The organism is Chelatococcus asaccharovorans, from assembly GCF_003201475.1.
Taxonomy (GTDB): Bacteria; Pseudomonadota; Alphaproteobacteria; order Rhizobiales; family Beijerinckiaceae; genus Chelatococcus; species Chelatococcus asaccharovorans.
Genome location: NZ_QJJK01000003.1, coordinates 504167 through 515894 on the forward strand (window position 1 = coordinate 504167; position 11728 = coordinate 515894).

Here is an 11728-nt window from a genome sequence, read left to right on the forward strand (position 1 = left end):
AATGTCGCCCCGACTCCGGCTGTCGATCCTCGACGCCATGCAGAAATCGACCGGCGGGACCTCGGGACAGGCGATGCAGGACACCATCGCCCTGGCGCAATATGCGGAGGAGCTCGGCTATCACCGCTTTTGGATTGTCGAGCACCATGCCACGCCGTTCGAAGCGAACCCTGCTCCGGAAGTCTTCGCCACGGCCCTTGCCGGCGCGACCCGATCGATTCGCATCGGTGTTGGCGGCATCCTGCTCAACCACTACAGCCCCTACAAGGCAGCCGAATGGATGCGCACATTGGGCGTGCTGTTTCCGGGGCGCATCGATGCGGGTTTTGGCCGGGCGAGAATAGCGACGCTGGCCGACATCGCCTTGCGCCGCCTGCGCGAGGTCGAGCCGCCCGACGACCAGGACGCGCAGATACGTGAAGCGATGGGCTGGTTGAGCCATCAGCTTGACGCCGATTCGCCCTTCCGCGCCATTCGCATCATGCCGGATGAACCTGCGGGACCGATGCCCTGGATTCTCGCTGCCAGTGAAGGGAGCGCCCTGCGCGCCGCGCGCTACGGGATTCCCTTGGCCTTCAGCGCCTTCATCGCACCGGCGCTGGCCGCCCCGGCCGTAACCGCTTACCAACGCGCCTTTACGCCCTCACCCTATGCGGCGGGCGTGAGCGAGCCTACCCCCATCATTGCGCTGCGCGTCATCGTCGCCGAAACCAAGGAGGAGGCGGAGTATCTGGCGATGCCGGTCCGGGCGGTTTTCAAGCTGCGCCGCGAGAAGAACATTCTCCTCGACGCATGGCCGACGCCGGACGAGGCTATCGCGCTTCTCGGAGGAATGGTCCCGGCCGAAGAGGCCGACTGGCCGGCCTATCTCGTGGGAACGCCACGACAGGTGCGATCGTCCCTCGCGCGCATGTCGGCGCAGACCGGGGTCACCGCGTTCATGCTGCAGGAGTTTCTGCCGACGCTCGCCTTGCGCAAACGTCAGTATCACCTTATCGCGCAGGAGATGCTCTGAACCGCATGCAACAACGACGGCGTCTCCGTCAGCCGGATTCGAGCCCCCGCGATGCGCGACTGCGAGATCGGGGGGAGACACCAACCGCCGCGGGTGCCAAGCCCCCGCGCAGCGAAACCTCGATCTTGCCAATCGCGCCGCGTGAGAGCAATCTCCGCACAACAAGACGTTCAGCGGATATGCCGGAGCATTGTCTCGTCGGGCAGCAAGACATGGGAAACTGCCAAATCATGATTATGGACGGTGAAAAGGCCGATGCTGGAGAGATAGACCAGGTCGCTTTGCTTGGGCTTCGGTCGGGACGTCTCAACCGGCGGTCGTTTCTGTTCGGCTCTGCGGTCGTCGGTCTCGGTACGCTGGGGCTGGGCGGTTGCGTGACCTCGGACGGCGGCATGAGCCTCGCGGAGGCGCAGAAGGTCTACGGGCCTGTGCCGACGGAGAAATTCCCGATTCCGGCGGCTGATGTCAGCAAGGTCGACCCGAAATATTACCGGCGGACTGTCCGCTACGAGACCAAGGAAGCGCCCGGCACGATCATCGTCGATCCCGGCAACTACTATGTCTACCGCATCGAAGAGGACGGGAATGCCACCCGCTACGGGGCCAATGTCGGCCGCGACGGGTTCCGCTGGAGCGGGGACGCCTATGTCGGCCGCAAGGGCGAATGGGCGACCTGGACACCGCCGAAGGAGATGATCAAGCGCCAGCCCGAGGCCGCCAAATATGCCGGCGGCATGCCAGGAGGCCTCGACAACCCGCTCGGCGCCCGCACGCTTTATCTCTATCAGAACGGCGCCTATACGCTCTACACGATCTACGCCAGCAGCGATCCCGAATCGATCGGCTCCGGCATCACGAGTGGCTGTGTCGGCCTCCTCAGCCAGGACATGATCCACTTGTACGACCGCACGCCGGTCAAGACGAAGGTGGTCGTCCTCCCGGCATAGGGGCAATTGCCCCCGGAGCGTTGTGCCGCAGCTACCGGCGGCACAACGGTCCGACCGGCTCCGAGCGTGAGGGATTGCGTGGGTCGCGATCCCCGGAGGTCATGGCGCGACCTGGATCGTCACGCAAGACGTCGAGGGTAACGGCGCCAGCGACGGGCGTCTGGCGACGAATCTTCCCGCGCCCCGCAACCCTCGTCTTTGCATCCCAGCGCCTTGCATCCCGGCTTTTTTTGTATCTTTGCCTTTTTGCATGGGCCAGCCTGCTCTCGGCATCGCGCTCAAAAGGCGTACGGATGTCTGATTACGAGAGATTGGGTACGGTGAAGGCGATCTGAGCCTCGGTCTGCTGCCGCAACTGCTGCAAATGCGTGATCGCCTGGTCCAGATGCGCGCCCTGCATGCGTTGTGAGATGGCGCTCATGCTGAGCGCGGCAATTGGCCTTTTTTGCCTGTCGAGGACGGCGACAGCGACGGTGGTCGCGCCGAGATCACCGAGCCGGCGCACGACATGGCCGGCCTGCGCGGCCTCGTCCATCTCCGCGGCCAGGGCCGCGATCGGACGGCCAGCCTCGGCATAGCTCCGCTCATGGGCCGCCAGGATGTCCATCGCCTCCGCACGCGGCAGCGCGGCCAGCACCGCAAGTCCGCCCGCACCAAGCCCCAGGAGGCGGCGCGTGCCGACGTCGGTCAGCAGCGTCTTGACCGGAAACGAGCCGGAGGTTCGGCTGACGCACAGCATGTCCGTACCGACACGACGCAGGAAAAAGGCGGTGTCGCCGGTAAGCTCCGCCAGCCGGTCGGTAGCGGCGCGCGCCACGGCTTCCAGATCGAGCTGGTGGTTGAGGCTGAGGCCCAGTTCATGGACCAAAGGGCCGAGAAAATAGCGTTTGTCGGCCATGCGCTGATGGGCGAAGCCGACATCGACGAAGGCCCTCAGGATGCGGTGCACGGTAGGCCCGGTGAGGCCCGTCGCCTCCGCGATTTCCGTCATGCCGCTCCCCGCGCCGTTGCGCGCCGCCAGCGCCTTCAAGACCGCGACCGCGCGATAGATGGATTGCGCCCCCTGCTCCATCAAAGACTCCACAATATGGAATAAGGAAAGATTTATCAGGCTCGGATTGACATGCGGATCCATTATATGGCTAAACTTGACTCGAAAGTCAATGATAAATCCATATTGTGGAGTTCGCGAATGTTGATGCACACGCCGGTCCGCTCCTCCGCCGGGGCACGGTTCCGTCAAGCGCTGACGGAAGAGCAGCCTCTCCAGATTGTGGGCACCATCAACGCCTATACGGCCATGATGGCCAAGAAGGTCGGATACAAGGCGATCTATCTCGCAGGCGCGGGCGTCGCGAATGCCAGCTATGGACTGCCTGACCTCGGCATCACGACGATCAACGATGTGCTCGGTGACCTGCGCAAGGTCTCGGATGCGAGCGATCTGCCGGTGCTCGTGGACGTGGATACCGGGTTCGGCGGGGCCTATTCCATCGCGCGGCTGGTGCGCGGCCTTATCAAGGACGGCGCTGGCGCGATGCATATGGAGGACCAGGTGGCCCTTAAGCGCTGCGGCCATCGTCCGGGCAAGGAAATCGTGTCCAAGGGCGAGATGCTCGACCGCATCAAGGCCGCTGTCGATGCGCGTTATGATGAGGATTTCGTGATCGTCGCGCGCACCGACGCCTTGGCGATCGAGGGGCTGGACGGCGCCATCGACCGCGCCATGGCCTATATGGACGCAGGTGCGGACATGATCTTCGCCGAGGCCTTCACCGAACTTGGCCAATATACGCAGCTCGCCAAGGCGCTGAACCGCCCCAAAGCGGTGCTCGCCAATATCACCGAATTCTCCAAAACGCCGAACTTCACGACCGAAGAACTGCGCGATGCGGGTGTCGCCGCGGCGCTTTATCCCCTGTCCGCGGCACGCGCGATGAATGCGGCCGCGTTGAACGTCTACGAGACCATCCGCCGCGATGGCACGCAGAAAGACATCCTCAATACCATGCAGACCCGCGAGGACCTGTATGGATACCTCAACTACCATGCCTACGAGCAGAAGATCGACGCGCTTTTCGCCGCCAAAAAGGCCTGATCGCAAAAAAGGCCTGAGGAGCGGCAAGGCCCGCAATGACCAAAACCAAGTTGGGAGGAAACAATGATGCACTTCGTCACCGCGTCGGTGGCGGCCCTGGCCGCCCTGGCGACTGTCCCCTTCATGGCTCCGGGTCCCGCCCGTGCCGCGGAATTCCCGAGCGGGCCGATCCGCTTTATTGTTCCGTTCAACGCTGGCGGCGGCACGGACGTCGTCGCCCGCGTGGTGGCCGAGGAGATGTCAAAAAGTCTTGGCCAGCCGGTTTTGGTCGATAACCGGCCGGGGGCGCAAGGGATCGCCGGCACCAAGGCCGGTGCCATGGCTTCCCCGGACGGACAGACGATAACCTTTGTCCTGCAGGCAACGCTCGCGCTCAATCCCAGTCTCTACAAAGCGACGAACTACGACCCGGCGAAGGACTTCGTGCCGATCTCGCAGCTCTCGACGTCGCCTTACGTCGTGGCGGTCAATCCCAAGCTCGGCGTGAAGACCATCCAGGAGCTGATCGCCAAGGCGAAGGCCACCCCGGGCAGCATCAACTACGCCAGCGGCGCGGCGGCATCGCATCTCGCCTCCCTTCTGTTTCAGAAGACCGTCGGTATCGCAATGACCCACATTCCCTATTCCGGATCGGGTCAGGCCCTCACGGACCTTCTGTCGGGGCGCGTGGGGGTGATGCTGTCGAGCCCGGTCTCGGTTCTGCCGCATATCAAATCCGGGTCGCTCATCCCGCTCGCTGTCACGGGACCAGAGCGCATTCCCTCGCTGCCCGACGTTCCGACCGTCGCCGAGCTCGGTTATCCCGATTTCGACGTGTCCGGCTGGTATGGCATTGCCGCGCCCAAAGGCACGGATCCAGCCATCGTCGCCAAGCTCAATGCCGCGGTCGTCGCGGCGCTGCAGCAGGACAGCGTGCGGGCGAGTCTCGAGAAGTCCGGCGTGGACGGACGCAGTTCCACGCCTGAGGAATTCCGGAAGCTCATCGATACCGAGATCAAGCGCTGGACCGCGCTGATCAAGGAAGAAGGCATCAAGCCGGAATAGCACGACATCGGCGCGGGAGATGGCGCAGCACGCCCGTCTCCCAGCCCCGGAACGCAGGAAGGATTTCACATGCCGCATGCCTGGATCGAATGCTCGGCCAACATCGCCGACGAACCGGAAGTTCAGAAACTCAAGACATTGGTCTACGACGCGGCGCTGGAGACCGGGATCTTTCCGCTCGGCGGCGTACGCGTTCGCTTCCAGGTCATCGACGACTACATCGTCGGCGACGGCGATCCGGCCAACAGCTTCGTCCATGTCGTCCTGCGCATCGGTGCCGGACGCGACCTCGCCACGAAGAAGGCGGCCGCGGACCAGGTGTTTGCGGGCATCTGCGATCTGCTCAGGCCTCTGCACGACCGCCGGCCACTGGCAGTGGCCTTCGAAGTGCAGGAAATGAGCGCGGACCTGAACTACAAGTTCAATAATCTTCACGAGTACATCAAGAAAAAAGCCGTGTCCCGCTAACGGACCTCAGAAAGTGCCACGCATGGGGAGGAACTGCCATGCACGTTACCAAGGATAGCCTGGGCGGACTCCTGTTCGCGGCCATCGGCCTGTCCGCCCTGCTGATGTCGCGCAGCTATCCGGCCGGATCGGCTTTGAGCATGGGCCCCGGATATTTCCCGACGATCGTTTCGACGCTCATGCTCGGCCTCGGCGTGCTGCTATTCCTGCGCGGCCTGCGCGCGCCGGCCGACGACACACCGTTCGCCGTCGCCTGGCGTCCGCTCGCGCTGGTCACCGCCGCCATCGCCGGTTTCGCCTTCCTGATCGAGTTCGGCATCATCGTCTCGGTGACCTATCTCGTGATCGCGGCATGGTTCGCCGATCCCAACCGCAAAGCACGGGCGCTGATCGTCCTGATCGTGATCGGCATCCTGGTTCCGATCCTGATCTTCAGCGTCGGACTGAAGCTCCCCATCAAGATCTGAGGTTGCCATGCTCGACGGTCTGCTTCTCGGCTTCCAGGTCGCGTTGTCCCTCGACAACCTGCTCTACTGCCTCATCGGCGTCACGCTCGGCACCTTCATCGGCATGCTCCCCGGCGTCGGCCCCCTCGTCACCATCGCGGTGCTGCTGCCTATGACCTACGGGCTCACGCCCGTCGCCTCGATGATCATGCTGGCCGGTATCTATTACGGCGCCTCCTACGGCGGCTCGTCGACCGCCATCCTGGTCAATCTGCCTGGAGAATCCTCCTCCGTCGTCACCTGTATCGACGGCTATCAGATGGCGCGCCGCGGCCGGGCGGGTGCCGCGCTGGCGATTGCCGCGATCGGCTCGTTCATCGCCGGCTGCATCGGCACCTTTTCCATCGCGCTGTTCGCGCCGATGCTGGGCTCGGCCGCGCTTGCCTTCGGACCCGCCGAATATGCCTCGCTGATCACGATGGCGCTCGTGGCTACCTCCGTCCTGGTCCAGGGCGCCGTCGTGAAGGGGCTGTTGATGGCGCTCCTCGGCATCCTGATCGGCCTCGTCGGCATGGATGTGAACTCCGGCGCCATGCGCTTCACCTTCGGCCAGCAGTCCTTGATGGAAGGCATCGACTTCGTCGTCGTGGCTGTCGGCATGTTCGCCTTTTCGGAGATCATCCGCGAGCTGAGCCTGTCGCATCGGGCGGTGGAGGGGAATGTCAAGGTCGATTCCCTGATGCCGACGCGTACCGAACTGCAGCAGTCGGTCAAGCCGATCCTGCGCGGGACGGCCATCGGCATGTTCTGCGGGGTACTGCCGGGCATCGGTGCGACCGTGAGTTCCTTTGCCTCCTATGTCCTCGAAAAGCGCTGCGCGAAAGACCCCAGCCGGTTTGGCCATGGTGCCATTGAAGGCGTCGCCGGCCCGGAATCGGCCAATAACGCGTCGGCCCAGACCTCGTTCATCCCCACCCTGACCCTCGGCGTACCGGGCAGCGCCACGATGGCGCTCATGCTCGGCGCCCTGATGATCCACGGCATCACCCCGGGCCCGAACGTCATCTCCGAACGCCCCGAGCTGTTCTGGGGGCTGGTCGCCAGCATGTGGATCGGCAACGTCTTGCTGGTGATCCTGAACCTGCCGTTGATCCGCCTGTGGATCACGCTGCTCAAGGTTCCCTATTCCTGGCTGTTCCCGATGATCCTCATCCTGTCATGCTTCGGCATCTACACGCTGTCGAACGACCCGATGGACGTGCTCATCGGCGCAGGGTTCGGCGTGTTCGGCTATATCGTCCTGCAGCTCGAATTCTCGCTGGCGCCTTTCATCCTGGGGCTCGTCCTGGGTCCGATGCTGGAGGAAAACATCCGGCGCGCGCTCCTCATCTCCCACGGCGACCCGATGGTCTTCCTGGAGAGCCCGATCAGCGCGGGTTTCCTCGGGGCCGCAGTCCTCCTCATGGCCCTGCTTCTCATGCCGGCGATCCGGCGCGCCAAGCCCCATCTCGAACAGGAAGCGTGACACCCCCCGCCCTATTCCGCAGCGGCGTCATCGCGCGATCTACGCGACAAAGGACATAACCTTGAAACTCATCAGCTTTTCCGCAGCCGGCCGCGATGGCTTCGGCCTCGTTCACGCGACCGGCGTTGCCGATCTCGGCGCGCGCACCGATTTCTCCTCGCTCAGGGCCCTGATCGCCTCGCCGGACGGGCTTGAGGCCGCACGGCGCATCGCGGCGCAGGCGCCGATCGATTTCGCGCTCGCCGATATCCGCTACCACATTCCCGTGCCCGACGCCGACAAGATCATCTGCATCGGCGTCAACTACGCGGACCGCAATGCCGAGTACAAGGACGGATCGGCGGCGCCGGGCTACCCGAGCATGTTCCTGCGTACCCGCGGCTCGTTCACCGGCCACGGCGAGCCTCTGCTGCTCCCACCGGAATCACCGCAGTTCGACTACGAAGGCGAGATCGCCCTGGTGATCGGTCGCGGAGGCCGGCGCATCCCGCAGGAGACCGCCCTCACCCATATCTTCGGGCTGTCCGTCTGCAACGAGGGCTGCGTGCGCGACTGGATGCGCCACGCCAAGTTCAACGTGACGCAAGGCAAGAACTTCGAGAAGTCGGGAAGCATCGGGCCGTGGATCGTGCCGGTCGCCGATGCCGGGAGCCTCGACGACCTCTCCCTGAAAACGTGGGTGAACGATGAACTGCGCCAGGAGGACACGGTCCGCCGCATGCTGTTCCCCTTCGCCTATCTCATCAGCTACATCTCCAGTTTCACGGAACTTCTGCCCGGCGACATCATCGTGACGGGTACGCCGACCGGCTCGGGAGCGCGTTTCGATCCGCCCCGCTATCTCGTCGATGGCGACGTCGTGCGGGTCGACGTGCCCGGCATAGGCACGCTCGAGAACCGCGTGGTTCGCGAGACGGTCGCGGCCACTTGATGCGGAGGATGTCATCATGCTGAGCGCGCTGGACATCGACACCGCGGCGCAGGCCTTGGCGGCGGCGGAGCGGGACCGCAGGCAGATCGGCCTTCTCAGCCTGCGCCATCTTGCCATCACCATGGCCGACGCCTACCGGATCCAGGAGGCTTGGGTCGGGCATAAGATCGCAGACGGCGATTCCCATGTCGGCTGGAAGATCGGCCTCACCTCGCGGGCGATGCAGCAGGCGCTGGCGATCGATACGCCCGATTCCGGCTATCTGCTGGAGAGCATGCGCTTCGCGGACGGCGACACCATTCCCGCCGGCCGCTTCATTCAGCCACGGGTGGAGGCCGAGCTGGCCTTCATCATGAAGGCGGATCTCGGCATGGGCGCCTCGCTCCATGACGTCCTCGCGGCGACCGCCTATGTGATGCCGGTTCTCGAGATCCTCGACACGCGGATCGAGCGCCAGGACGCGGCCTCCGGCCGTCTGCGCAATGTCTGCGATACCATCGCCGACAACGCAGCCAATGCCGGCTTCGTGCTCGGCGGACGGCCGATGCCTCCGGACGCCATCGACATGCGCTGGTGTGGCGCGATCGTCTCGCGCAACGCCGTGGTCGAAGAGACCGGCCTGGGGGCGGCCGTGCTCAACCAGCCGGCGCGCGGACTGGTCTGGCTCGCAGAGCGGCTTGCCGCAGGCGGCCATCGGATTGCCGCGGGACAGGTCATTCTGTCCGGCTCGTTCATTCGGCCGATCGAATGCCCGCCAGGCTCGACCATGTCCGCCGATTTCGGCCCCCTCGGCAGCGTCGCCTGCCATTTCGCCTGAGGTATAGCCCATGCCAGCGCCCAAGAACCGCTTCAAGGCCGCACTTCGGGAGGGCCGCCGCCAAACCGGGCTGTGGGTCGCACTTGCCAACCCGCTGAGCGCCGAACTCCTGGCCGGCGTCGGATTTGACTGGCTGCTCATCGATCTCGAGCACGCCCCGAACGACCTGCGCTCCGCCATTGCGCAGATGCAGGCCATGTCTGCGTTTCCCGTGGCACCGGTGATCCGGCCGCCCATGGGCGAAGCGTGGCTGATCAAGCAGCTCCTGGACGCGGGTTGCCAGACGCTGCTGATCCCGATGGTGGAAAGCGTGGACCAGGCGAAGGCCCTCGTCGATGCCGTGCGCTATCCTCCCGCCGGCCAGCGCGGGGTGGGAGCCGCGCTCGTTCGCGCCTCAGGCTTCGGCGCCGAGGCCGATTATCTCAGGACGGCCGACGCGGAGATCTGCCTGCTTGTCCAGATCGAGACGCGCAAGGGCCTCGCCGCGCTCGACGCGATCGCGGCGATCGAAGGCATCGACGGCCTCTTCCTCGGGCCGGCGGATCTGGCGGCGGACATGGGACACCTCGGCAATCCCGGCCATGAGGCCGTCCGCGCCGCCGTCCTCGATGCATTCCTGCGCATCAAACGCGCGGGTAAAAAATGCGGCGTGCTGACCTCGGACCAAAGGCTCATCGCCGATTACGCGGCAGCAGGTGTGGATTTCATAGCCATCGGATCCGACGTCGGTCTGTTGCGAGAAGCCGCCAACGTCGCGCTTGCGCGAGCATTTTCGAGCGAAGTGGACACCGGTTCGCGTGAGGAAAATGCATAAAAACAAAGGCCTGGAGCATATTCGGTGAACCGGAGTTCACTGAATATGCTCTGGACGTTCACCGACAATGACGAACTGAACTCACGATCGTGAGGGGTCCTAGACCGGCCTTCAGGCGAGAAGGAGGGCGGTGGACAATCAACGTGTATGCTGGGGGACCAAAAACGTCGCTCTTCACACGGGTCAGGACCTCGATCATGCCAGGCAAGCCAGAAAAACACCCCGGTCGCCGCGACTTCCTGATGACATCGCTTGCAACGATCGGCGTATCGACCGCTCTTACAGCCAGCGCCGGTTCTGCGAACGCCCAGATCGCGGCAACCTCCGCATCGCGCGCGGCGCCGGCTGCACCGTCCGCAACGGTCTTCACCGGCGACACGATTCACGGGAAGAAGGTCGTCAGTACCCTGGACGTCAACGACCTCGAACCCGGGCAGAAGCACTTTTTGTATTTTCAGGGCGTGGAGATGCCCAGCGGGCAGCACTGGTATGTGTCGGTGACGGTCGCCAAGGGGGCAAAGCCGGGCAAGCGCATCGTCCTCACCAGCGGCGTTCATGGCGACGAGATGAGTTCCATCCATACGGTGCAGACGGTGATGAACCTTCTCGATCCGGCGGAGATGTCCGGCACGGTGATGGCCGTTACCGACGTGGCCCGCCCGGCGGTGGAAGGCATGCAGCGCCGATGGCCCAATTTCGGCAGAGGCAATGATCTGATCGACATGAACCGGGAATGGCCCGGGAACGAGAACGGCCTGACCGCACCCAGCCGGCACGCGGGGCTCCTGTTCAACCGGCTGCTGCGTCCGAATGCCGACGCTGCGATCGACTTCCATACCGGGACGACCGGATTTGCGGTCTCCGCCTTCAATATCGGCGGAATGGACGTGCCCGAGGTCAAGGCGATGCTGGAACTTTATCCGGTCGGCCAGATCTTCGACAATCATGTCTATCCCGGTGTCCTGCATAACGCCTTCATGGACGTGGGAATCCCTGCTTTTACCCCGGAGATCGGTGCGGCGCGTGTGCTCGACCTCGAGATGGTCGCGCTGTTCGTGGAAGGCACCCTGAACGTCCTCAAACATCACGGCATCCTGGCCGGACCGATAGGGCGAACCGGCAAGGACGTGCGTGTTTTCGTCGGCAACAGTGCCTTCCCGATCCTGGCGACCGAGGGCGGAATCGTCGAGCATCTGGTCAAGCTCAACGACAAGGTGGAAGCCGGACAGAAGGTGGCGATCCAGCGCAACAGCTTCGGCGAAGTGGTCGCGGAATATACAAGCGGCGTGGCCGGCGAGGTGACAGGGCAGCGCAGTGACGCAATGGCCGAGCCCGGCAACCCCCTCGTATTCATCCTCTTTCACAAGGCGTCGCCGGACCGCGGCGAAACTTATCCTGAGTAGTCGCTCTGTCGGGATGTGGATCACGGCGGACGGTCATATCCGCTAACAGCCTCCTGCCGAACGGTCGCCATGATGAGGCGCGCGGTCGTCGGGAGAGGCGGACCGGGGACGCTACGAGATCCGCAGGCTGGACGGAGAGGTGACGCTCCGCGTTCACACTCTCATGTAGCTCATCCCGACAAACCACCCACCTGGCCATCATCCGAACGCGCCCGTTCCA

Annotated in this window: 12 protein-coding genes; 11 read left to right on the forward strand and 1 reads right to left on the reverse strand. The window is 64.1% G+C overall.

Annotated features, from left to right (window positions below; genetic code table 11):
• Position 1 precedes the first annotated feature (1 nt).
• Both C7450_RS09740 and C7450_RS09745 read left to right on the forward strand, forming a co-directional pair.
• On the forward strand, positions 2-1015 hold the full coding sequence (locus C7450_RS09740; RefSeq protein ID WP_110374229.1) for an MsnO8 family LLM class oxidoreductase: 1014 nt from the start codon (positions 2-4) through the stop codon (positions 1013-1015).
• A gap of 230 nt (positions 1016-1245) precedes the next feature.
• Positions 1246-1962, forward strand: coding sequence for a L,D-transpeptidase (locus C7450_RS09745; RefSeq protein ID WP_210206410.1), 717 nt, complete (start codon positions 1246-1248; stop codon positions 1960-1962).
• A gap of 301 nt (positions 1963-2263) precedes the next feature.
• Here the strand turns inward: C7450_RS09745 and C7450_RS09750 are convergent, their stop codons facing one another.
• A complete protein-coding gene (locus tag C7450_RS09750; protein ID WP_170147165.1) occupies positions 2264-3034 on the reverse strand; it encodes an IclR family transcriptional regulator in 771 nt (256 codons plus the stop codon).
• A 120-nt stretch (positions 3035-3154) separates the two neighbouring features.
• On the opposite strand from C7450_RS09750, the gene prpB reads away from it, so the two are divergent.
• The 9 genes from prpB to C7450_RS09795 all read left to right on the forward strand — a co-directional run bounded on the left by prpB (position 3155) and on the right by C7450_RS09795 (position 11508).
• Positions 3155-4060, forward strand: a complete 906-nt coding sequence (gene prpB / locus C7450_RS09755) for a methylisocitrate lyase (RefSeq protein WP_245449565.1) — start codon at positions 3155-3157, stop codon at positions 4058-4060.
• A 63-nt stretch (positions 4061-4123) separates the two neighbouring features.
• A complete protein-coding gene (locus C7450_RS09760) occupies positions 4124-5104 on the forward strand; it encodes a Bug family tripartite tricarboxylate transporter substrate binding protein (RefSeq protein WP_110374231.1) in 981 nt (326 codons plus the stop codon).
• Positions 5105-5173: 69 nt separating this feature from the next.
• Positions 5174-5572 (forward strand): 5-carboxymethyl-2-hydroxymuconate Delta-isomerase, encoded by a 399-nt coding sequence (locus tag C7450_RS09765; RefSeq protein ID WP_110374232.1) that lies wholly within the window; start codon positions 5174-5176, stop codon positions 5570-5572.
• Positions 5573-5610: 38 nt separating this feature from the next.
• The gene (locus C7450_RS09770) at positions 5611-6039 is read left to right on the forward strand and encodes a tripartite tricarboxylate transporter TctB family protein (protein WP_110374233.1); all 429 of its coding nucleotides are present in this window, start codon (positions 5611-5613) and stop codon (positions 6037-6039) included.
• 7 nt (positions 6040-6046) lie between these two features.
• Positions 6047-7543 carry a tripartite tricarboxylate transporter permease gene (locus C7450_RS09775; RefSeq protein WP_110374234.1) on the forward strand — a complete coding sequence of 499 codons (1497 nt, stop codon included), beginning with the start codon at positions 6047-6049 and terminating at the stop codon, positions 7541-7543.
• Between the two features lie 55 nt (positions 7544-7598).
• Positions 7599-8474 carry a fumarylacetoacetate hydrolase family protein gene (locus C7450_RS09780; RefSeq protein ID WP_110374235.1) on the forward strand — a complete coding sequence of 292 codons (876 nt, stop codon included), beginning with the start codon at positions 7599-7601 and terminating at the stop codon, positions 8472-8474.
• A 16-nt stretch (positions 8475-8490) separates the two neighbouring features.
• Positions 8491-9291, forward strand: a complete 801-nt coding sequence (gene hpaH / locus C7450_RS09785) for a 2-oxo-hept-4-ene-1,7-dioate hydratase (RefSeq protein WP_110374236.1) — start codon at positions 8491-8493, stop codon at positions 9289-9291.
• 10 nt (positions 9292-9301) lie between these two features.
• The gene (locus C7450_RS09790) at positions 9302-10105 is read left to right on the forward strand and encodes an aldolase/citrate lyase family protein (protein ID WP_110374237.1); all 804 of its coding nucleotides are present in this window, start codon (positions 9302-9304) and stop codon (positions 10103-10105) included.
• A 197-nt stretch (positions 10106-10302) separates the two neighbouring features.
• Positions 10303-11508 (forward strand): M14 family metallopeptidase, encoded by a 1206-nt coding sequence (locus C7450_RS09795; RefSeq protein WP_110374238.1) that lies wholly within the window; start codon positions 10303-10305, stop codon positions 11506-11508.
• Positions 11509-11728 lie beyond the last annotated feature (220 nt).